This window comes from Salinicola avicenniae (genome assembly GCF_023736115.1).
GTDB classification, from domain to species: Bacteria; Pseudomonadota; Gammaproteobacteria; order Pseudomonadales; family Halomonadaceae; genus Salinicola; species Salinicola avicenniae.
This window is the reverse complement of the sequence record NZ_JAKQZC010000003.1, coordinates 522,899-545,339: the sequence shown is the minus strand read 5'-3', so window position 1 is coordinate 545,339 and position 22,441 is coordinate 522,899. Positions and strand designations below refer to the sequence as shown.

Genomic DNA, 22,441 nt, shown 5'->3' with positions numbered 1-22,441 from the left:
AGTATCGAATAACGATACCTGACCGCGCACATGACACAACTTCTTCTGGGAGCGTTGCGAGCACGCCCGGCATCATCGAGAGTTGGGCGACTCCACGAACACTCCAAGGCTGTCATCATGGAAAAGCTGCATCGTCTGCCGGGCGCCTGGCCCTATCTGATCGCGATCTTTTTGAACGCGTTCGTCGATCTGGGGCACAAGATCGTCATCCAGAACACGATCTTCAAGAGCTATGACGGTACCGCGCAGATCGTGCTGACGGCACTGGTCAACGGCCTGATCCTGCTCCCGTTCATTGCACTTTTCACCCCGGCGGGATACATCGCGGACACGCAGCCCAAAGTGCGGGTCATGCGTGTCTCGGCCTGGGCGGCCGTGGCCGTCTCACTGGGTATTACCTCGGCCTACTACGCCGGCTGGTTCTGGCTCGCCTTCACCCTGACACTGCTGCTGGCGATACAGTCGACTTTCTACTCGCCGGCGAAGTACGGCCTGATCAAGGGGCTATTCGGCAAGCCTCATCTGGCCGAAGCCAACGGACTGATCCAGGCCGTCACCATCGTCGCGATCCTGGCTGGCACCGTGGTCTTCACCGCGCTCTTCGAAGCCTGGATCGCACCAACGGACGCCGCCCCTGACGAGATGCTGCGCCATGTGGCACCGCTCGGCTGGCTACTGGTCATTCACAGCCTGGTAGAAGCACTCATGCTGCATCGCCTGCCGCTCGATACCGCGACGCAGGCTGGCGCGCGCTTTTCCTGGCAGCGCTACCTGCGCGGCCAGGCGGCTAAGGAGAATCTCCAGATCATCGCGCGACAGCCGGTACTCAAGCTATCGATCATCGGCCTGGCCACCTTCTGGTCGGTCGGACAGGTGCTGCTGGCCGCGTTTCCCGCCTATGCCAAGAGCCATATCGGTATCGAGAGCGCGCTGGTACTGCAGGGTATTCTTGCCGCCAGCGGTGTCGGCATCGCGCTCGGCGCCGCTCTTGCCAGTCGTCTATCACCCAACCGGATCGAAACCGGGCTAATTCCGATCGGCGCCCTGGGCATCGCCGCCGGCCTCGCCTGCCTGCCCTTGTTCACCAGCGCCTGGACACAGGCGCTCAACTTCGTGTTCATCGGCGTCATGGGCGGCTTATTCATCGTACCGCTCAACGCCCTGATCCAGTTTCACGCTGGCGAGCAGGCGCTGGGCACCGTGCTCGCCGCTAACAACTGGATCCAGAATCTGGCGATGTTCGGCTTCCTGATCGTGACCGCCAGCTTCGCCCTGGCCGGCGTCGATAGCCGCTACCTGCTCGCCCTGATTACCGGCGTGGCCGTCATCGGCGGACTCTACACCGTGCTGCAGCTACCCCAGAGCCTGGTCCGCTTTCTGCTCGGCTTCCTGCTCAGCCGCCACTATCGGGTCAATGTCCATGGCCTGGAGAATCTACCGGCGCAAGGCGGCGTGCTGCTGCTCGGCAACCATATCAGCTGGATCGACTGGGCGATCATTCAAATTGCCAGCCCGCGACCGGTCCGCTTCGTCATGCTGAAGAGTCTCTACGAGCGCCGATTCCTTCGCGGATTTCTGAAAGCGCTCGGCTGCATCCCGATCGAGCGCGGCGCCGCCGCCAGTCAGGCGCTGAAGACCGTTGCCGAACGACTCAATGCTGGCGAGGTGGTGTGTCTGTTTCCCGAGGGGGCGATCAGCCGCAACGGCCAGTTGGGAGAGTTCCGCCGCGGATTCGAGCGCGCCTGCGAGATGGCCAACCCCGACGTGAAGATCGTGCCGTTCTATCTGCGCGGTCTGTGGGGAAGTCAGTTCTCGCGCTCCTCGAGCAAGCTCAAGGCGTTACGCAACGCCCCGCTGCACCGTGCCGTGGTTGTCGCCTTTGGCCGGCCGCTGCCCAAGGAAACGCCGGCCGACGTTCTCAAGCGGCGAATCTTCGAACAGGCCACCCACTCGTGGCAGCGCGCGCTCGATGAGCTGCCAAGCCTGCCCGAGGCATGGATTCGCAGCGTCAAGCGACGCCCGCGCGAGCTGGCGCTGACCGATGCGCTCGGACAATCCTACAGCGCGAGCAAAGCGCTGACTGCCAGCGTGCTCATGGCCCGGCGCATTCGCCGGCAGTGCGCCGGCGACAACGTTGGCCTGCTGTTGCCGACCAGCAGCGCCGGCGTGATCGCCAACATGGCGACGCTGCTCGCCGGCAAGACGATCGTCAATCTCAACTACACGGCCCCGGCCGAAGCCATCGCCTCGGCGATGACACAGGCCCGCCTCGAGACGGTATTCACCTCTCGGCGCTTCGTCGAAAAGCTGGCAAAACGTGGACTCGAGATCGAGACACTGCTGGAAAGCGTGAACGTCGTCTATCTGGAGTCGCTGCCGGAAACGATCGGCCATGGCGAGCGCCTCGCTACCTGGCTGGCCGTCAATCTACTGCCGACCAGCCTGCTCGTGCGCGGCTGCTGTCACCAGCGCAAGGCGAGTCGCCCGGCAGCCATCATTTTCTCCAGCGGTAGCGAGGGGCAGCCGAAGGGCGTGGTGCTCAGCCATCACAACATCATGGCGAACATCAAGCAGACCTCCGATGTGCTCAATACCGAGCATGATGATGTGGTCATGGGCTCGCTGCCGCTGTTTCACGCCTTCGGCCTCACCGTGACCCAGTTCCTGCCGCTGATCGAGGGGCTACCGCTGGTCTGTCATCACGACCCCACCGACGTCGCCGGCGTGGCGCGTTCGATCGCCAAGCATCGCGCCACCCTCATGTGCGGCACGGCCACGTTTCTGCGCCTGTTTACACGCAACCGCAAGGTCCACCCCCGGATGCTCGACAGTCTGCGCGTGGTCGTCGCCGGCGCCGAACGGGTCGATGCCGAGATTCGCCAAGCCTTCGAGGCAAAATTCCACAAGCCGATTTTCGAAGGCTACGGGGCGACGGAGACCGCGCCGGTCGCCTCGGTCAATCTTCCGGACGAACTCGACGTCCACTACCTGCAGGTACAGCGTGGCGGCAAGGTCGGCACGGTCGGCATGCCACTGCCGGGCACCAGCTTCAAGATCGTCGACCCGGAGAACTTCGTCGAGCTGGCCACCGGCGAAGCCGGCATGATTCTGATCAGCGGCCCGCAGGTCATGCTGGGCTATCTCGCCGATGCGCAGCGCACTGCCAACGCTTTGCACGAGCAGGACGGCCAGCGCTGGTACGTGACCAGCGACAAGGGCTATCTCGACGAAGACGGCTTTCTGACGATCGTCGATCGCTACTCGCGCTTTGCCAAGATCGGCGGTGAGATGATCAGCCTCGGCGCTGTCGAGCGCGCCGTGAAGGCGGCACTGCCCTCTCCCGACATCGAGATCATGGCCGTGAACGTGCCGGATGCGGCAAAAGGCGAGCGCCTCGTACTGCTCTCGGAAGCCACGCTGGATGTCACGGCCGTCAAGGCTCGGATGCAGGAAAATTCGGTGCCGGCACTCAGCATTCCCGGCGAATGGCGCGTAGTCGACGCGCTGCCTCGTCTGGGGTCCGGCAAGGCGGACTTCGTGGGCGCGAAACGGCTGGCGACAGATCAGGCGGCCGACGCGAACGCGTGAACCGGGCAGCGCCCAGCGTCGTCCTTACTCCAGCGGCTCGACGATCTCGTGCAGATCGCTGGAGACACAGCCTTCATGCGCCAGCGCCACCGGGTTCGGCAAGTGCAGCCATCCGCGAGAGCGCTTGACCAGCCCCTCCTGACGAAAGGCGCTGAGCGTGCGACTAACATGAACGGGCGACAGGCCGACCGCATCCGCCATCTGCTGCTGGGAGAGCGGCACACGAAAACTCTCTCCCAGCGACTGATCGTTGCGTTTGAGCCGCGAAAATATCTCGAACAGGAGATACGCCACACGTTGCCTCGCGCTACGCCGAGACAGATGCGCCAGTCGCTCGCTCAAAAGCGCCTGCTGGTAGGAGAAGACCGCCAGACACAGAGAGGTCAACCGTGTTGACTCTCGAAAGAGAGCAATCAGCTCTCGGTATGCGACCAGCCTGATTTCTCCCGCTTCCAGCATGGCTACGCTGGAGAGACGCTGTTTGAAAGAGAACTCTCTCAGCCCGATGACGTCACCCGGCAGAAACAGCTCAAGAATGTGGCGGGTGCCGTCCTCCATGTGCCGAAAGGAGTACGCCCATCCCTGTCCCAACGTACAGAAATCGCGGGCCGCGTCTCCCTCGTACCAGAGGATCTGCCCCTTTCCCACAGTGGTGCTCGATCCCTCCAACGTCTCGAGCCGCCGACGATCATTCTCGGTGAGCCTGCCATAGTGACTGAAATGTTGAGCGATACAGCCTTCCTGCTGACTCATGCATTTCTGCCTTATGAAATTTTTCAAGCATGACAGCATGTTAGGAGGACGAGTTATATAACATCGGTTAGATCGACCCTGAAAACTGCCCGCTTGACTGCAGTCCGGACAGCGCCCGCCGATAACCAGGAAAAGCCCGATATCGCCCGGGTCATGGCGCGACTCACCACAGGGAGAAAGGTCATGACGACCCAACGTGACTTCGATTACCAGGCACTCTGGAACACCGCACTGTCAGGCGCCCGGTCGCGCCACGGCCTGGCCGATACCGCACCGGACCAGAGCGACGAGCGCGAGCCAGCCGCGCTGACCGACGCCTTCGGCTATTTCCTGCTGATGTCCTATGCCGAGGCGCTACGTCAAGCCTACGCCACGCCGTGGTTGACGCTGGAGGGGCTGGACAGCGCTCGCTGGAAGGCCATGGAGAAATACCGGTTACACCCTCATCAGGCCCGCTCCATGGTCGAACAGGATCTGGAGTGGGCCCTGTTCGCGGAACTGCGCGAATTCGCCCTGCCCGATCAAGCGCTGAAAGCGTGCCGCCCCGCGCTGGAGGCGGCCGGTCTGACATCTCTGCTGATCCCGGCAGCCCCGGCAAGCGCCGGAGACCGCGACCGCCAGTGATCCAGAAAAGATCGGCAAGTTCGCCCAATATCAAAGATTGAGCGCGATCGTGCCGATAGTATCCGGGCGACTCGTTGCGCCGAGCGTCATTCGGGGTCGACGGGATGAAACCGGTCTAGGGGAGAGGCGGGAACGATCATGCGCATGATGGACCATGAACTGGCGCGTACTCCGATGGCCAAGCGCAACCGGCGCCAGCCCGGCAGTCTGGCCAGCCTGGCAGAGGCGCATGACATGCCGGTGGGTACGCTAAAGAGCCGCGTCAAAGCACTAGTCGACAGTGGCGTAGCACGCGAAGAAGCCATCGCGCGGGCCCTGGCGCGCCCGATCAACCGACGAGGAAGGCCACGCACTTGAAGCCGGGGTCGCTCCCTGGACCCAACGCGTCGACAGCCAAGCAGTGGCCTCGTGCGTGGCCGCGCCAAGATGGCAGCCAATCGCGCAGCGAACATCGCGATCAGCGAGTTACAAAAGGCTTCCATTTAGTACTTCCTAATATTTAGCAGATTGGGGAAACTGACCCCGTGGCTTCTCCACGGAGTCATTTTCTCGCATACCACCTTTAGCGTGAGGAACCCTCATCCCAAAGGTTCCTGATGGCCCGACCATGCGGCACAGACGCCGAATGGTCGGGCCCTTTTTTATGCCTCGGCCCGCGCCGATGTGCCATTTGCTGGCGTGGATTCTCGAGTCACGACGTCGGCCGCCGTTTGTTTCTCCCCGCCCCGCTCACTCGCCAGCGCGCGCTCGAGCGACTTGATGCGCTGATCCATATCGGCGACCACGCGCAGCAGATCGCTGACCGCCCTCGACGTGTGGCGCACGTCGAATCGTCGCGTCCGATCCGCCGTTGTCATCGCCCGGTTGAAGTCCTGACGGATCTGCACGCCCTTCAATTCGTAAATCGAATGATCTCCACTCATGGCAATCCCTGCCCTCTGGAAAGAAATGAAGCCCCAGCCTGGGCGCCCTCTCGCTTTCCGTCGATAACCCATGCAAAAGTCCGCCACCGATGTCAGGGCGCACGGTAGCGAGGAGAGCCGCACGCTCATGGTCTTGCCCGGTGACCCCAGATTGACCTCAAGACACGCGCCTCGACCTCGATGGCGACAGAATCCGCGATGACTGACAACAATTTCCGAAATAACGACTTAACCTAAGCTAAATTTTTCCGTTCACGTGCCGTTAATGTGCGTAACTTAGCGATACATATTGCCAGCACCACTGGCTGCCAGTTCTGGTTGCATCCCTGCGGCCGCTTCAACCCGGCATGACGCCACTCAATTAGTCGCTCTCATGCCGGGTTTCTTTTGATCCCACCGTCCAGTCCGCTTCGGGTTACCCAGATGATCGGCAACTCCCCACGCGCGCCTTCCCTCATCACGCCGCCCCATAGCCCCGCACCCCCTTGCCACATGGAGGAGAGCCTGGCCGACGCGGCGGTGCCCCACGACCCAAGAAAACGATGCCAAAGCCCTATGCCGCCGTGGCCACATCCCGGTCATGAAGGTAGGTCGCCGTCCCCTCATCAACATCGCCGTCCCCCGGCCGAATGGCTCGACGAGGAGGGTTGGTCATAAATGCTTAATCGCTTACACGTATCTCCGATATCGCCGCCGAAGACTGAGAAATTTCAAACGTTTGTTTTTATGAATGTTGTGCTACATTTCTTCACATCGCCACCGCGGCTCACCCTCTAGATTCTGGTTGCTTCCCTGCGGCCGCTTCGACCCGACGTGAAGATCCGTCCTTCAAGACTGTTCTGCATGGGCGGGTCTTCTTTATTCCGCGCTTCCCTTATCTCCCTGGAGGCTCGGTCATGATCCAGGTCACGTTCGGCCACCCCATCCCCGATCAGCCCCATCAGGACACCGCCTTCTATCTGGATGGCGAATATGCCGACCCTCTCTCTCACGCGGGTCCGAAGCGCAATACCTGCGAGCGGAAATGCTGGGTGATGGGCGAGTGTTACCAACCACGGGCGACAACCCGTGTTCGGGCACGATCAAGGAAGCAGGTATTGTGTTGCCCAGAGGCCAACGGACGCACGTTTTCAGGCACACCTTCGCCAGCCACTTCATGATGAATGGTGGTAACGTGCTCACGTTATAGACCAAGCAGGGGCATCAGACGACAACAATGACCTGTGCTATGCGCACATGTTCAACTAGAGGCTGGACGATGTCGGCGCACGGCTGCCGAGCTTTGGCGCGGCGTTCTGCGACCAAACTGCGACCAAGCAGTGAAATGAAGGTGAAACGAGAAGGGAGGAAATAACGCTAAGGTACTGATTTTGCGGATGGTGCCGGCGGTCGGACTCGAACCGACACACTGTTTCCAGCGGCGGATTTTGAATCCGCTGCGTCTACCAATTCCGCCACGCCGGCAGCGGGACGCATTATACGGACGCGTCGGGCGCCGTCAATCGCTACGCTGACTTCATCCCTCGTGTGCTTTATGATGGCGCCTCGCCAGAAGCCGCGCGGCCGGATCGCCGATATCGTCCCGCCCGGCACCGCGGATTCGGCAGGTGCTTCACAGGCCGGCATTCGCGGATCCTCCGTTCACTCGAGTCGACGTCCCCTATTTTCCATGCAGCGTGCCGATTTTCACTTCGATCTGCCTGATGAGCTGATCGCCCGTTACCCCTCCGAACAGCGCACCGATTGCCGACTTCTCTGTGTCGACGGCGATGACGGTACGCTGACGCATGCGCGCTTTACCGACCTGCTGGAACGCCTGGATCCGGGTGATGTGGTTGTCTTCAACGACACCCGCGTGATTCCCGCACGCCTGTTCGGCCAGAAGGCCAGTGGCGGCCGGGTAGAAATGCTGCTGGAGCGGCCGCTCGACGCCCATCGGGGGCTGGCCCACCTGCGCGCCAGCAAGTCGCCGAAGCCGGGTACGGAACTGATCTTTGAGGGCGATATCCACGCCGTGGTCGAGGAGCGCCAGGGGGCGCTGTTCGCGCTGCGCTTCCTGGGCGAAACGCCGCTGATCGCGCTGCTCGAGGCGCACGGCCATATGCCGCTGCCGCCTTACATCACCCGCGAGGACGAGCTGGCTGACCGCGAACGCTACCAGACCGTCTATGCGCGCCGCGAGGGCGCGGTTGCCGCCCCCACGGCCGGGCTTCATTTCGACGAACCCATGATGCAAGCCATGCGCGACAAGGGCATCGAGACCGCCTTCGTCACCCTGCATGTCGGCGCCGGCACCTTTCAGCCGGTGCGTGTCGACGACATCCGTGAGCATCACATGCACAGCGAATGGCTGGAAGTCGACGACACCGTCTGCGAACAGGTCAATCTCGCCCACGCCAACGGCAAGAAGGTCGTGGCCGTCGGCACGACCAGCGTCCGCTGCCTGGAGAGTGCCAGTACCGGCTCGGGCGAGCTCACGCCCTATCGCGGCGAAACCGACATCTTTATCTATCCCGGCTATCGCTGGCGCTGCGTCGATGCCCTGGTGACCAATTTCCACCTGCCGGAGTCGACGCTGCTGATGCTGGTATCCTCCTTTGCCGGCTTCGAGCCGGTCATGCGGGCCTACGCGGAAGCCGTGGCAGCCGAGTACCGTTTCTTCAGCTACGGCGATGCGATGTACCTGACTCGCCAGCCAGCGCCCGACGAGCCGGCGACCGATACGCCACCGACCGATATCGCCCCCTGAACTGCCGAACCGACGAGAGATCACCATGCGAGACGAATGCTTCATGAACTTCGAACGGCTGGCACAGGATGGGCGCGCCCGGCGCGGTCGGCTGACATTTCCGCGCGGCACGGTGGAAACGCCGGCCTTCATGCCGGTGGGCACCTACGGCACGGTCAAGGGCATGACGCCCAAGGACGTCGAGGCGATCGGCGCCGAGATGATTCTCGGCAACACCTTCCATCTCTGGCTGCGGCCGGGCACGGACGTCATAGAGGGCCACGGCGACCTGCACGATTTCGCCCAATGGCAGAAACCGATCCTGACCGATTCCGGCGGCTTTCAGGTCTTCTCGCTCGGCGAGACCCGTAAGATCACCGAACAGGGCGTGCACTTTCGCTCGCCGGTCGACGGCGCCAAGGTCTTCATGGGGCCGGAAGAGTCGATGGCGGTTCAGCGCTCGCTCGGCTCCGATGTCGTGATGATATTCGACGAGTGCACGCCCTACCCCGCCACGGAAGCCGAGGCGGAGAAGTCGATGGAACTGTCGCTACGCTGGGCGGCTCGCTCGAAGGCCGCGCACGGCGATTCCCCGGCGGCGCTGTTCGGTATCGTACAGGGCGGCATGTACCCGGCACTGCGTCAGCGCTCGCTCGAAGGCCTGATGGAAATCGGCTTCGATGGCCTCGCAATCGGCGGCCTGTCGGTCGGCGAACCGAAGGATGAGATGATCGGCGTGCTGAACTATCTCCCCGAGTGGATGCCCGAGGACAAGCCGCGCTACCTGATGGGCGTGGGCAAGCCCGAGGACCTGGTCGAGGGCGTACGCCGCGGCGTCGACATGTTCGACTGCGTGATGCCGACCCGCAACGCACGTAACGGCCACCTGTTCACGGCGGAGGGAACGGTCAAGATCCGCAACGCCAAGCATCGTCACGACACGTCGCCTCTGGAAGCGGATTGCGACTGCTATACCTGTCAGCACTTCTCGCGCGGCTATCTCCACCACCTGGATCGCTGCGGTGAAATGCTCGGTTCGATGCTCAATACCATCCATAATCTGCGCTACTACCAGCGCCTGATGGCGGGTTTGCGCGGGGCTATCGAAGCGGGTACATTGGCCGACTTCGTAGCACAATTCTATCAGCGACGCGGGCTTCCCGTGCCGCCCGGAATCGCTTGATACGATTCCCGTCGATGCCCTCGGACAAGCGGCGTCGACGTCGCCGGTCTCATCCTGGCAACCAGTTCACTTCACAACTTCGGAGAACCATCCATGCTGGACTTTTTCATCCCTGCGGCGCACGCCCAGGATGCCGGCGCCCCGGCCGGCGGCGGGATTGCCCAGATCGTCATGCTGGTCGGCTTCGTGCTGATCTTCTACTTTCTGCTGTGGCGTCCGCAGTCCAAGCGTGCCAAGCAGCACAAGCAGCTGATCTCGAACCTGAGCAAGGGTGACGAAATCGTTATCGGCGGCGGCTTGCTCGGCCGCATTACCGAAGTCACCGACGATTTCATCAGCATGGAAATCGCCGAAGGCACCGTGGTCAACGTTCAGAAGAGCGCTGTCGCTTCCGTGCTTCCCAAAGGCACGCTGAAGTCGCTGTAACTCTCCCGGCTGCCGGTTCCCGGCCGGCAGCCGCTCCCTCTTCCGCGACAGTTATAGATAGGACAGGGCTTTCATGCTCAATCGTTACCCCCTGTGGAAGTATCTGCTGATACTCATCGTTTGTGTCGTCGGCGTCGTATACGCGTTACCCAATCTTTATCCGCAGGATCCCGCCGTCCAGATCAGCACCACCAACGGTTCCCTCGGTAGTCAACAACTGGATCGCGTCACGCAGGCCCTGAGCCGCGACGATATCGCCGTCAAGTCGGCGCAGATGACTGGCAACAACACCGCCCTGGTCCGCCTTGAGGACACAGAGCAACAGCTTCCCGCCCGCGATGTGATCGACGACATGCTCGACGACGACTACACCGTGGCACTCAATCTGGCGGACTCCACGCCGAGCTGGCTGACCAGCCTTTCCGCCGCGCCGATGAAACTCGGTCTCGACCTGCGAGGCGGGGTGCACTTTCTGCTCGAGGTCGACATGGATGCGGCCGTCGAACAGCGACTCGACGCGACGGCCAGCGCGATCCGCGCCAACCTGCGCGACGAACGCATTCGCTATCGCGACACCGAGATCGACGGCAATACCCTGCATGTCGAATTCGCTAATGCCGAGGATCGCGACGCAGCCCGCAGCGAAATCAGCCAGACCTTCGGCGAATTCCAGCTGGCCAACCGCGAAGCCGGCCGCCGTGCCTTCCTCGACATGACCCTGACCGAGCAGTCGATCAACGACATTCAGGACTATGCGGTCGAGCAGAACCTGACCACGATCCGCAATCGCGTCAACGAACTGGGCGTGTCCGAGCCGCTGGTGCAGCGCCAGGGCCCGAGCCGGATCGTCGTCGAGCTGCCGGGCGTGCAAGACACCGCCGAAGCGAAGCGTATCGTCGGCGCCACCGCCAACCTCGAGTTCCGCCTCGAGGCACGCCCGGACGCGCCGGAATCGGAGACGGAAAGCTTCGCGTTTCGCAACGATCCGCAGCGCCGCGCCGATCTCTCCCGCGATGTAATCATTACCGGTGACCGCGTCTCCAGCGCCAGCCAGGGCTTCGATCAGAACGGTCGTCCCCAGGTCAATATCAATCTGGATGGCACCGGCGGTTCCCTGATGAACCAGGCCACGCGCACCAACATCGGCCGCAACATGGCGGTGCTCTACATCGACCACGGCACCGAGACACGCACGGTGATGGAAGATGGCGAGCGCGTCGAGAAGCGCATCCCCACCACCGATCGCAGCATCATCAGCCTCGCGACCGTACAGAGTGCGCTGAGCAACCGCTTCCGCATCACCGGCCTCGACTCCCCGACGGAAGCGAGCGAGCTGGCACTGTTGCTGCGTTCCGGCTCGCTGGCGGCGCCGATCTACTTCGTGCAGGAACGCACCATCGGGCCGAGCCTCGGCGCGCAGAACATCGAACGCGGTATCTTCTCCGTGCTCGTCGGCGGCCTGCTTGTCGTCGCCTTCATGCTGATCCGCTACAAGGCCTTCGGCGTGATCGCCAACGTCGCGCTGGCGGTCAACCTGGTGTTGCTGGTCGCCGCCATGTCGCTGCTCGGCGCCACGCTGACCCTGCCCGGTATCGCCGGCATCGTGCTGACGCTGGGGATGGCGGTGGATGCCAACGTACTGATCTATGAGCGTATTCGCGAAGAGCTCAGGCGCAGCACGCCAGCCCAGCAAGCGATTCACGCTGGCTACGGGCGCGCCTTTACCTCGATCGTCGACGCCAACCTGACCACGCTACTGGTCGCCGTGGTGCTCTTCTCCATCGGCACCGGCCCGGTCAAGGGCTTCGCGGTCACCCTGTCGCTCGGCATCCTGACCTCGATGTTCACCGGCATCCTGGTATCGCGTGCCCTCGTCAACCTATCCATCGGCGGCAAGCCGGTGAAGAAACTCTGGATCTAGGAGACGCGAGCAATGCGCCAATTCGACTTCATGGGCAAGCGCCGCATCGCCTTCATCGTCTCGATCCTGCTGACGATCGTTTCGGTGGCGGCCCTCGCCCTCCTCAATCTCAACCTGGGGCTCGACTTCACCGGCGGCACCGTGGTCGAGCTGCACTACGCCAGCGTGCCGGCACTCGATGCCATCCGCGAACAGCTGGCCAGCAGCGGCTTCGACAACTTCCAGGTGCAGACCTTCGGCGCCGCCGACGAGATTCTGGTGCGTCTACAGCAGACCTTCAGCAACGATGTCGGCAACCAGGTCGTCGCGGCATTGAGCGGCAACGGCACCCAGATCGATCTGATTCGTGCCGAGTACGTGGGCGCGCAGGTCGGCGATCAGCTGCGTGACCAGAGCGGCCTCGGCATGCTGGTGGCACTGGCTGGCGTGGCGATCTACGTGGCGTTTCGCTTCCAGTACAAGTTCGCGCTGTGTGCCATCATCTCGCTGGTCCACGACGTAGTCATCGTGCTGGGGCTGTTCGCGCTCTTCCAGTGGGAGTTCGACCTCACCGTGCTCGCCGGCATCATGGCCGTGATCGGCTACTCGCTGAACGACACGATCATCGTCTATGACCGCATCCGCGAGAACATCCGACTCTCTCGCATCGACGACATGCCATCGATCTTCAACAGCGCCATCAATCAGACGCTGGCGCGGACGTTGGCCACCTCAGGGACCACATTGCTGGTGCTGTTCGCCCTGTTCTTCCTCGGCGGCGACATGATCCACAATTTCTCGATCTCGCTGATCCTGGGGATCATCGCCGGTACCTTCTCCTCGGTCTATGTGGCGGCAGCCCTGCTGATCGTGTTCAAGCTCGAGCGCGAAGACCTGATCCCGGCGAAAAAGGAAAACATCGAGGAAGAAGAGCTGCCCTAGGCGCTCTCGTTCCGGACGCTGAACGACAAGGGCCTCCCGCATGGGAGGCCCTTTTTCATGGGTAACCAAGCCGGGCGTCCACCGCCGGCCAACCGCTCGCCGCCGCAGCGATCGGCCATCCCCAAGGCGCGCCATTCACACAGCGCGCCATTTCACAGCCCCCTCCCCAAAGCGCACCATCATCAATTCTCGGCTGCGGCTGACCCTCGCAGCCGAATCCCGTGCCGGCGTAGCTTGCGTACAGCCGTGGGCTGACTGATCCCGAGCCGGTCGGCCATGGCGTAGGTGCTGGTCAGTTCCTTGGCCAGCGACGCGAGTATCCGCCGTTCGGACGCATCGAGCGCCGCTTTTAGACTCTGTCCTGGGGCCAACAGCGCCGATTCATCCGCCAGCGCCGGCGCACCACGCTCATCAACCGCGGGGCTCACCACAACTGCGTCGGACCGCGTCGCGCACTCGCTGGCCGGCGCCGCCATCATCGGCGCCCCGATCACCTCGCTGTCGGCCGACAACCAGGCGCGCTCCAGCCAGTTTTCCAGTTCGCGTACGTTGCCGGGCCAGTCGTTGCTCATCAACTCCGACCAGATATGAGGGTGCATCACCTTTTCGCCACCATAGCGACGGTTGAGCGTCGCAAGCTGTCGCTCAGCGATCCCAAGGATATCCTCGCGACGCTCGCGCAGCGGCGGCAGCGTCACCGGAATCACGTTGAGCCGATAATAGAGGTCGAGACGAAACGTGCCCTCCTCCACCCGCTTGGCCAGATCCTGATTGGTGGCGACCACCAGTCGAAAATCGACCTGACGCGAGCGCGTATCGCCCAGCCGGGTCAGCGAGCCATCCTGAATCACCTTCAACAGCTTCGACTGCATCGCCAGTGGCAACTCGCCGATCTCGTCGAGAAACAGCGTGCCGCCATGCGCCTGTTCGAGCAGCCCCGCCTTGCCCTGGCGTGCGGCACCGCTGAAGGCGCCCGGCTGATAGCCGAACATCTCCGACTCGAACAGCGACTCCGGAATCGCCGCACAGTTGACATCGACGAAGGCACCCTCGCCGCGACGGCTCCAGCGATGCAACTGCCGGGCAAAGGCGGTCTTGCCGACCCCCGATTCGCCGAGCATGAGTACGGTGGCGTCGGTGGCGGCGACGCGCTCGAGCAGCTGTGCCACCTCACGCATCACCTGACTGCGAATCTCGAGTCCGGGCACTTCCATATCCGCCTCGCCGGCGCCACCACCACGCGAGAGATGAGCATTGAAGCGCCGTTGTAGCAGCGCATATTCGTCCTGTAGAAGGCGCACATCGGTCATGTCCATCGACCGGCTGATGATCCGCTTGAGCCGGCCCTGCCAGTAAATCGGATGCGCCTCCGCAATGACCTGCCGGCCGGTCGCCGTGCGCTGCAGCAGCTGTGCCGAACGCCCGGTCCGCATGACCTCCATCGACACCGACGGAGACAGCACGCCATCGGCTTCCAGCGCCTGCACCGTGGTGTTGCAGAGCGCCTCTCGACTCATGCCGTAGACCGCCGCACTGCTCGGGCTGACCGCCAGGATCGCCCCCGATTCATCGACGATAAAGAGATGATCCTGTGCGGTCTGGATCAGCGCCTCCAGCACGAGCCGATCGAGCGGCGTCTCGTCACCCATACGTTTCTGCATCACTGATGCCTTAATGAATCATTTGTCGCCCATATTGATTCAAGAATGCATTGACCGACAAGCACCACACTCTGCGGGCCAAAAAAACGACTAACGGCCCGGAACGCCATCAAGGACACCGGGAACCGGCACCCCCGTAGGTCAGCAAGACTGGCGACCGAGGCTGAATACCGCTTGGGACTGGGTTGGCACGTTTTCTGCTTTAGTCGTAGTCACACGCTCACAACGACAATCACGGAGCGATCCTTGGACGACTCTTTCAAGCTGGAAACCTTCCGTTCGCTATGGGGCTTTCAGGGCACCTGGGAACAGGCTGCCCGCGAAGCCAGAGCCGCCGGCTTCGACGGCCTGGAGGCACGCATGCCGCAGGATGCGAACGAGCGCCAGGCGTTCGCACGCTTTCTCCAGTCGCATAGCCTGCCCTATATCGGCATCCTCTTTACCTCGGCGCCGGTCCTGCCTCATCAGGCCCATACCCCACAGCAGCACCTCGACGATCTCGCCCTTCAGCTTCAGCAGATGCAGGCACTGGCGCCGCGCTTCGTCAACGTGCTGGCGGGTAATGACCGCTGGCCGCTGGCACAGCAGGTCGACTTCTTCGGCCGTGCGATGGAGATCATTGATGCCAGCGGGCTGACCTGTGTCTTCGAGACGCATCGGGCACGTTCGCTCTACAGCCCCTGGGTCACGCTCGACCTGATCGCACAGCTGCCCGACCTGCGCTTCACCAGCGATATCAGCCACTGGGTGGTGACCTGCGAGCGCCTGCTCGACGACCCGTGCGACGACCTCACGCCGTTCATCGAGCGCGTGCACCACATCCAGGCTCGGGTCGGCTACGACCAGGGGCCGCAGGTACCCCACCCGGCCGCACCGGAACACGCCGACGCGCTGGCGTTTCACCAACGACACTGGGCAGCGATCTGGGAAGCGCAGCGCCGCGCCGGCCACGAGGCCACCACCCTGACACCGGAGTTCGGGGTCGACGGCTACCTCCACCACCTTCCCTTTACTGACGTTCCGGTCGCCGACCTGTGGCAGCTGAACCGCTGGATGGCCGACTGCGAGCGCCGCCACTTTGCCCAGCACTTTTCACAGCGGTCCCACACTTCCTGATTCGAGAAGGAGCCAGGCATGAACGACTTCCACAACAAAGACAAAGATAAAGATAAAGACAACACCGACAACCTCAAGCGCTTCACCGAAATCCCGGTCATCGATATCAGCGGCCTGTTCAGCGAGCGTTTGACCGAACGCCAGGCCGTGGCCGACGCTTTGGGCGATGCCGCACGCAACATCGGCTTTCTGCATATCGTCGGTCACGGCATTGACCCGAGGCTGATCGACGATCTGCACGACGCCGCCCGCCGCTACTTCGGCCAGCCGCTCGAGGCCAAGATGCAGCAGTACATCGGCACCTCGCGCAGCCACAAGGGATTCGTGCCCGAAGGCGAAGAGGTCTACTCGAAGAAGACCGATCACAAGGAAGCCTTCGACGTCGGTTTCGAGGTCGGCGAGGATCACCCGCTCTACGTGGCCGGTACACCGCTGATCGGCCCCAACGAATGGCCGCCGCTGCCGGGCTTCCACGAAGCCATCAAGGCCTATTACGACGCGGTCTTCGCTCTCGGCACGCGACTCTTCCGCGGCTTCGCGCTGGCGCTGGGGCAGCCCGAGAACTATTTCGAATCGCTGGTGACGGCCCCGCCCTCCAAGCTGCGCCTGATCCACTACCCGTTCGACGGCGAGGCCCAGGATGCCCCCGGCATCGGTGCCCATACCGATTATGAATGCTTCACTATCCTCTACTCGCGCACCCCAGGCCTCGAGGTCATGAACGATCTCGGCGAGTGGATCGACGCCCCGCCGGTCGACAACGGCTTCGTGGTCAATATCGGCGACATGCTCGAGATCATGACCAACGGCGCCTTCGTCGCCACGGCGCACCGCGTGCGCAGTGTCAAGGAGGAGCGCTACTCCTTCCCGCTGTTCTACGCCTGCGACTACCACACCCAGGTGAAGCCGCTGCCACAGTTCGCCGAGGGCAGCACGAACTACGAGGCCGTCGCCGTCGGCGATCACATGTGGAGCCAGGCACTGCAGACCTATCGCTATCTGCAGCGCAAGGTCGCGAACGGTGAGCTGGCGCTGCCGGAAGGCTCACGCAAGCCCTCCAGCTTCGGCCACCTCAAGCATGCACAGGCCGAGGAGTAACCGCCGCCCCCGCGGCACTGCGACCTCGCGCGCGGCGAAAGGCCGAACGGCCGAACGGCCCCTCGTCGAGGCCGGCCTCGACAATGACAGCGCGCCAGACAGACAACGCTGAACCCCGTAGCCAATAACAAACCCAACAGGAACCACTACCATGACATTAGACATTCGCAAGACCGCTCTCTCCGCTCTAGGCGCGGGCCTGCTCGGCCTGCTCACCACCGGTCCCAGCCTGGCGATCGAGACGCCGCCGACGCTGAACGACGGCGTACTGACCGTCGGCATGGAGATCGCTTATCCGCCGTTCGAGTCCTATGACGGCGACGACGTGGTCGGCTTCGACCCGGAAGTCTCCGAAGCGCTCGCCGAGCGTCTGGGTCTTGAGGTCGACTACTTCGACACTCGCTTCCCCAACCTGATCCTGGGTCTCAACAGCGGCCGCTTCGACACCATCATTTCCGGCATGTACATCCTGCCCGATCGCACCAAGCAGGCGGATGCCATCCCCTACGCACAGACCGGCGCCGCGATCATGGTGACCGCCGCCAGCGATGTCCGGCCGGCAGAGCCGGAGGATCTCTGCGGCCTGACCGTCGGCCTGCAGCAGGGCACCTCCTGGGTCGCCAAGCTCAACGCGCTGTCGACGGACTACTGCGGGGCCAACGGCGAAGAACCGATCGATATCCGCGAATTCCCGACCACGTCGGAAACCTCGCAGGCGCTGCTGTCCGGCAACATCCAGGCGCATATGGAAATCCTCAGCGCCGCGCACTCGATCGTCGACAAGGCACGCGGGCGCATCGAGATTACCTCGGACCACGCGATCTATCCGGAAACCCTGGGCATCTACGTCAAGAAAGACAACGACGCGCTGCACGATGCCCTGGAAGCGGCCGTCGAGGCGTTCAAGCAGACCGACGAATACCGTGAGCTGCTCGAACGCTACAACCTGGAAGCCGCCTGACATTCTCCCCGTGCCGGCGGCCGCATGGTCGTCGGCCTTCGACTTCCCCGACCGTTTTCGAGGCTGCTGATGCCATTCGATTGGCCCTACTTCCTGTCGCTGTTCTCGGTGGGCGATTTCTGGCGCGCCTGCCTGACCGTCATCCAGCTGAGCCTGCTCTCCTGGCTCATCGGCATGGCAATCGGTTTCGTGCTGGCCCTGGCCAAGCAGTCCCGCCACGCGTGGCTGCGCTGGCCGGTTTCGCTCTACATCTGGTTCTTCCGCAGCGTACCGCTGCTGGTGCTGCTGATCTTCGTCTACAACCTGCCCCAGCTGGTGCCCTCGTTACGCGGGGTGCTGTCGCAGTCGTTCTATGCCGGCCTGATCTCGCTGATCCTGACCGAAGCCGCCTACATGGCGGAGATTCATCGCGGCGGCCTGCTCTCGGTGCCGCAAGGCCAGCGTGAGGCCGCCCGTGCGCTCGGCATCCGCGCTCTCGGCATGCAGCGGCTGGTAGTGCTGCCGCAGGCGTTCCGCATCGCGCTGCCGACGCTGACCAACGAATACATCACCATCGTCAAGCTGACCTCGCTGGTCTCGGTGATCTCGCTGACGGAGATCCTGCTGGTCGGTCAGCGCCTCTATGCCTCCAACTTCCTGGTCCTGGAGACGCTGGCAGCAGTGGCCATCTACTACGTGATGATCGTCACCGTGGTCGGCTGGCTGCTGCAGTGGCTGGAGCGTCATCTCGACCTGCAGAAACGCCGCGCCCCGACCCTGAGCGACGACCAGGTGGCTAAGCTCCGTGATCAGCTCCCGCCGCCACCGCGTGCCGCCGGCGTGACACCCAGCGCCGGGCAGCCCCCCGCCCTGCAGCTGCGCGATATTCACAAGCGCTACGGCGACCATGAAGTCCTCAAGGGGATCGATATCCAGGTCGGCGCTGGCGAAGTGATCACGATCATCGGCCCGTCCGGCAGCGGCAAGACCTCGCTGATTCGCACCGTGAACGGCCTCGAACCGTTGGATGGCGGCGAGATCGTGCTCTTCGGCGAGAGTTTCCTGCAGGCAGGCGAGCGCCAGTCGGCCAGTTTCCGTGCCGGCATCCACCGCGTAGGCATGGTCTTCCAAGGCTTCAATCTGTTCCCTCATCGCACCATCGTCGACAACGTGCTGATGGGGCCGCGCTACCACGCCATGGGCAAGGGCGCCGCCAAGCGAGACACGGCGCTGGCGCTGCTCGACAAGGTCGGCCTGCTGGCACACGCCGACAAGTACCCGCACCAGCTCTCCGGTGGCCAGCAGCAGCGCGTCGCCATCGCCCGGGCATTGGCCATGCAGCCCGACATCATGCTGTTCGACGAGCCAACTTCAGCGCTCGACCCGGAGCTGGTCGGCGACGTACTCAAGGTCATTCGCGATCTGGCGGAAGAAGGGATGACGATGCTGATCGTCACCCATGAGATGGAGTTCGCGATGTCGATCGCCGACCGCGTGGTGTTCATGGAACACGGCGAGGTACAGACCGACGCTCCGCCCGCCGCCATTCGCACCAGCGCTGATGCGCGCCTCAAACGCTTTATCGGACTCGAGTCGACACCCGCCGACGCGTGACACAAGACACGGTGGCACCGACGTGCCGCCCCAGGAGAATCCCCATGACAACCCCACATCCGGACGCCTCGAGCCTCAACCAGCCCTTGGGCGGCAACGAGATGCCTCGCTTCGGCGGCCCCGCTACCATGATGCGCCTGCCGACACAGAAAGATGCCACCGGGCTGGATGCCTGCTTCGTCGGCATCCCCATGGACATCGGGACCTCCAACCGCCCCGGCACCCGTTTCGGCCCGCGCCAGATTCGCGATGAATCACGCATGCTGCGGCCGTTCAACATGGCGACCCGCGCCGCCCCCTTCGAAAGCCTGCAGGTGGCGGACATCGGCGATGTGCCGATCAACACCTTCGATCTCAAGAAGAGCGTCGGCATCATCGAGCGCTACTATAACGACCTGCTGACGCACGACGTCATTCCCCTGACCCTGGGCGGCGACCACACCATCGCCCTGCCGATCCTGCGCGCCATGGCCAAGAAGCACGGCCCGGTCGGCCTGATTCATGTCGATGCCCACGCCGATATCAACGAGCACATGTTCGGCGAGGAGATCGCCCACGGTACGCCGTTTCGTCGCGCGGTCGAGGAGGGTCTGCTGGATACGAACCGGGTCGCCCAGATCGGTCTGCGCGGCACCGGCTACTCCGCCGAGGAGTTCGACTGGGGGCGCGAACAGGGCTTCCGCGTCGTGCCCGCCGAAGCGTGCTGGCACCAGAGCCTGACACCGCTGATGGCGGAGATTCGCGACAAGGTCGGCGGCGGGCCGGTCTACTTGAGTTTCGACATCGACAGCCTCGACCCCGCCTACGCCCCGGGTACCGGCACGGTCGAGATCGGTGGCCTGACCATCCCGCAGGCGCTGGAAATCATTCGCGGGGCACACGGTCTCGACATCGTCGGCTGCGATCTGGTCGAGGTCTCGCCGCCCTACGACGCCCACGGTCAGACGGCCGTGGTCGCCGCCAACCTGCTGTTCGAGATGCTGTGCATTCTGCCGGGCGTCGCTCGGCGCTAGCGACGCGCGCCCTGACAGGCGCAAGAATCAGGCGCAAGAATCGGGCGTCACCACCAAAAGAAAAACACCCCGCCGGCCATCGCCGACGGGGTGTCTTGGCAGTCACGCAGGCATTCAGCCGTACCGACTCAGACGCTCGCTTTCAGTTGCTGCGCCAGCGCCTTGTAGAGACGCGGCCCGGCGGCCATCAGGCTGCCGCCATCCTCGAGGCTCGGCGAACCATCGATACCGCCGGCCAGCGCGCCGGTCTCCTTGAGCAGCAGGGAACCGACGAGGCGGTCCTGCGGCTCCAGGCCCAGCACGAAGGCGGCATCGGTACGTCCGGCCGCAAATTCGATCAGGTCCAGCAACGCACAGCCGCTACCGATAAGCGTCTCGACCTGCGGGCCGAGACGCTCGACCACGGTGAGATACTGCGGCAGCCAGCGCGAGCGGTACTCGACGGTCGGCCAGGAAAGAGACAGGCGGGCACCGTTGACGCCACCGGCCTTGGACACGCGCAGGCGCTTGCCGTTGCCTTGGGCGCCGCGACCGCGGCTGATCAGGAACTCGTCATCGCTGAACGGGCAGATGACGATTGCATGCTCCGGACGCCCCTTGACCAGGCAGACCATCGAGATCGCGAACTGGCGGCTCGCCACGCCGAGATTGGATTCGCCGTGGAAGGGTTCGATATGCCAGACGGTATCGCGATCCGCGCCCTTGCCTTCGCGATAGGGCGTGAAGCGACCGGAGACGCCGTGCTGCGGATAACCGCGGGAGAGCTGATGCACGATCAGCGTTTCGGCGTTACGTGCCGTATCGTCGAGCAGACTGGCGGTTGCCTGCTCATCATGGCTGACCTCGAGACGGTCACGGATACGGACGAACTGCTCAGCGGCGCTGCGCGCAGCGCGCAACGCATATTGAACCATAGGATGCATGGATCGGGCCTTGGGGAGTCGGGAGCTGTTAAAGAACGCGCGCAGTCTAGCAGACGCGAGTCATGCTAGACTACGCGTTTTCCCGCTTTTCGTGCGACGCCCGCTCCCATGCTCGACCGTATCCGTATCGTTCTCATCGGCACCAGCCACCCCGGCAATATCGGTGGCGCCGCCCGCGCCATGCGCAACATGGGGCTCGGCGATCTCGCCCTCGTCGCGCCCCGCTGCGAACCCCACGACCAAGAGGCCTACTCACGCGCGTCGGGCGCCAACAGCCTCGTCGAAGGCGCGCAGGTATACGACACGCTGGAAGCCGCGGTCGGCGACTGCACGCTGGTGGTCGGCGCCAGCGCCCGTTCGCGACATCTGCCCTGGCCACTGGTGGCACCGCGTGCCTTGGCGGAGACCCTGCCGCAGACGCTGACCCCGCCCCAGAGCCGTGTGGCGCTGGTCTTCGGTCGGGAAGACACAGGCCTGACCAATGCCGAGCTGCAGCGCTGTCATCGTCATGTACACATCCCCACCAACCCCGAGTTCAGCTCGCTTAATCTGGCCGCTGCCGTGCAGGTGCTGGCTTATGAGTGTCGCCAGGCCTTTCTCGCCGCCGAGACGGCGCCAAGCACCACCGACGCCACCCCCTTCGGTGTAGAGTGGGACAACCCCCCGGCCACTCATGCTGACCTCGAGCGCCTCTTCGCGCACCTGGAAAGTACGCTGACGACCCTGGAGTTTCACGATCCGGACAACCCGCGACAGCTGATGGCCCGGCTGCGCCGACTGTTCCTGCGCGCACATCTCGACAGCATGGAGCTGAATATCCTGCGCGGTATCCTGGGAACGATCGACAAGCGCCTGCGCGCGTCGGCCGCAACACAGGCCATAGACGGCGAGACGCCACCCTCACGCACGTGACGGCCGAAGGGGAAGGCTGAGCCGGCGCCAAGCGCCGGCCAGAATGGTTGACCGTGTTACTCGGGTTTTCCATAATGCCGTCACCTTTTGCAGCGAC

At 63.4% G+C, this 22,441-nt stretch carries 18 protein-coding genes, 1 tRNA gene and 1 pseudogene; 15 read left to right on the top strand and 5 right to left on the bottom strand.

The features are described from left to right. Nucleotides 1-117 precede the first annotated feature (117 nt). On the top strand, nucleotides 118-3,588 hold the full coding sequence (locus MC381_RS09010; RefSeq protein ID WP_251977400.1) for an acyl-[ACP]--phospholipid O-acyltransferase: 3,471 nt from the start codon (nucleotides 118-120) through the stop codon (nucleotides 3,586-3,588). A gap of 24 nt (nucleotides 3,589-3,612) precedes the next feature. On the opposite strand, the gene MC381_RS09005 is transcribed toward MC381_RS09010, so the two are convergent. Next, complete coding sequence (locus MC381_RS09005; protein WP_251977399.1) at nucleotides 3,613-4,341, bottom strand: Crp/Fnr family transcriptional regulator; 729 nt, start codon at nucleotides 4,339-4,341, stop codon at nucleotides 3,613-3,615. A gap of 183 nt (nucleotides 4,342-4,524) precedes the next feature. Here MC381_RS09005 and MC381_RS09000 point away from each other — a divergent pair, with 183 nt between their 5' ends. Both MC381_RS09000 and MC381_RS08995 read left to right on the top strand, forming a co-directional pair. Next, on the top strand, nucleotides 4,525-4,965 hold the full coding sequence (locus tag MC381_RS09000) for a hypothetical protein (RefSeq protein WP_251977398.1): 441 nt from the start codon (nucleotides 4,525-4,527) through the stop codon (nucleotides 4,963-4,965). 138 nt (nucleotides 4,966-5,103) lie between these two features. Further along, nucleotides 5,104-5,322, top strand: coding sequence for a hypothetical protein (locus MC381_RS08995; protein ID WP_251977397.1), 219 nt, complete (start codon nucleotides 5,104-5,106; stop codon nucleotides 5,320-5,322). A 284-nt stretch (nucleotides 5,323-5,606) separates the two neighbouring features. On the opposite strand, the gene MC381_RS08990 is transcribed toward MC381_RS08995, so the two are convergent. Beyond that, on the bottom strand, nucleotides 5,607-5,960 hold the full coding sequence (locus MC381_RS08990; RefSeq protein WP_251977396.1) for a hypothetical protein: 354 nt from the start codon (nucleotides 5,958-5,960) through the stop codon (nucleotides 5,607-5,609). A 1,012-nt stretch (nucleotides 5,961-6,972) separates the two neighbouring features. On the opposite strand from MC381_RS08990, the pseudogene MC381_RS08985 reads away from it, so the two are divergent. Beyond that, a pseudogene (locus MC381_RS08985) lies at nucleotides 6,973-7,074 on the top strand (phage integrase); the annotation flags it as partial. A 191-nt stretch (nucleotides 7,075-7,265) separates the two neighbouring features. Here MC381_RS08985 and MC381_RS08980 read toward each other — a convergent pair. Next, nucleotides 7,266-7,352: transfer RNA gene (locus tag MC381_RS08980), tRNA-Leu, on the bottom strand. A 205-nt stretch (nucleotides 7,353-7,557) separates the two neighbouring features. Between MC381_RS08980 and queA the strand changes: the two genes are divergently transcribed. From queA to secF, 5 genes are all read left to right on the top strand, one after another. Further along, on the top strand, nucleotides 7,558-8,637 hold the full coding sequence (gene queA / locus MC381_RS08975) for a tRNA preQ1(34) S-adenosylmethionine ribosyltransferase-isomerase QueA (protein ID WP_251977395.1): 1,080 nt from the start codon (nucleotides 7,558-7,560) through the stop codon (nucleotides 8,635-8,637). A 43-nt stretch (nucleotides 8,638-8,680) separates the two neighbouring features. After that, on the top strand, nucleotides 8,681-9,799 hold the full coding sequence (gene tgt / locus MC381_RS08970) for a tRNA guanosine(34) transglycosylase Tgt (RefSeq protein WP_251977483.1): 1,119 nt from the start codon (nucleotides 8,681-8,683) through the stop codon (nucleotides 9,797-9,799). Between the two features lie 93 nt (nucleotides 9,800-9,892). After that, complete coding sequence (gene yajC, locus MC381_RS08965) at nucleotides 9,893-10,225, top strand: preprotein translocase subunit YajC (RefSeq protein ID WP_251977394.1); 333 nt, start codon at nucleotides 9,893-9,895, stop codon at nucleotides 10,223-10,225. A 73-nt stretch (nucleotides 10,226-10,298) separates the two neighbouring features. Further along, a complete protein-coding gene (gene secD / locus MC381_RS08960) occupies nucleotides 10,299-12,146 on the top strand; it encodes a protein translocase subunit SecD (protein WP_251977393.1) in 1,848 nt (615 codons plus the stop codon). Between the two features lie 12 nt (nucleotides 12,147-12,158). Beyond that, on the top strand, nucleotides 12,159-13,067 hold the full coding sequence (gene secF, locus MC381_RS08955) for a protein translocase subunit SecF (RefSeq protein WP_251977392.1): 909 nt from the start codon (nucleotides 12,159-12,161) through the stop codon (nucleotides 13,065-13,067). Nucleotides 13,068-13,249: 182 nt separating this feature from the next. On the opposite strand, the gene MC381_RS08950 is transcribed toward secF, so the two are convergent. Beyond that, nucleotides 13,250-14,728 carry a sigma-54 interaction domain-containing protein gene (locus MC381_RS08950; protein ID WP_251977391.1) on the bottom strand — a complete coding sequence of 493 codons (1,479 nt, stop codon included), beginning with the start codon at nucleotides 14,726-14,728 and terminating at the stop codon, nucleotides 13,250-13,252. 246 nt (nucleotides 14,729-14,974) lie between these two features. Here MC381_RS08950 and MC381_RS08945 point away from each other — a divergent pair, with 246 nt between their 5' ends. From MC381_RS08945 to speB, 5 genes are all read left to right on the top strand, one after another. Beyond that, nucleotides 14,975-15,844: a sugar phosphate isomerase/epimerase family protein gene (locus tag MC381_RS08945; protein WP_251977390.1), complete on the top strand. Its 870-nt coding sequence runs from the start codon at nucleotides 14,975-14,977 to the stop codon at nucleotides 15,842-15,844. Nucleotides 15,845-15,862: 18 nt separating this feature from the next. Further along, nucleotides 15,863-16,942: an isopenicillin N synthase family dioxygenase gene (locus tag MC381_RS08940; protein ID WP_251977389.1), complete on the top strand. Its 1,080-nt coding sequence runs from the start codon at nucleotides 15,863-15,865 to the stop codon at nucleotides 16,940-16,942. A gap of 151 nt (nucleotides 16,943-17,093) precedes the next feature. Next, nucleotides 17,094-17,903, top strand: a complete 810-nt coding sequence (locus tag MC381_RS08935; protein WP_251977388.1) for an ABC transporter substrate-binding protein — start codon at nucleotides 17,094-17,096, stop codon at nucleotides 17,901-17,903. Nucleotides 17,904-17,972: 69 nt separating this feature from the next. Then, on the top strand, nucleotides 17,973-19,496 hold the full coding sequence (locus MC381_RS08930) for an amino acid ABC transporter permease/ATP-binding protein (RefSeq protein WP_251977387.1): 1,524 nt from the start codon (nucleotides 17,973-17,975) through the stop codon (nucleotides 19,494-19,496). 44 nt (nucleotides 19,497-19,540) lie between these two features. Further along, a complete protein-coding gene (speB, locus tag MC381_RS08925) occupies nucleotides 19,541-20,509 on the top strand; it encodes an agmatinase (protein ID WP_251977386.1) in 969 nt (322 codons plus the stop codon). Nucleotides 20,510-20,637: 128 nt separating this feature from the next. On the opposite strand, the gene MC381_RS08920 is transcribed toward speB, so the two are convergent. After that, nucleotides 20,638-21,432, bottom strand: a complete 795-nt coding sequence (locus MC381_RS08920) for an inositol monophosphatase family protein (protein ID WP_251977385.1) — start codon at nucleotides 21,430-21,432, stop codon at nucleotides 20,638-20,640. A 108-nt stretch (nucleotides 21,433-21,540) separates the two neighbouring features. Here MC381_RS08920 and MC381_RS08915 point away from each other — a divergent pair, with 108 nt between their 5' ends. Then, nucleotides 21,541-22,344, top strand: a complete 804-nt coding sequence (locus MC381_RS08915) for an RNA methyltransferase (RefSeq protein ID WP_251977384.1) — start codon at nucleotides 21,541-21,543, stop codon at nucleotides 22,342-22,344. Nucleotides 22,345-22,441 lie beyond the last annotated feature (97 nt).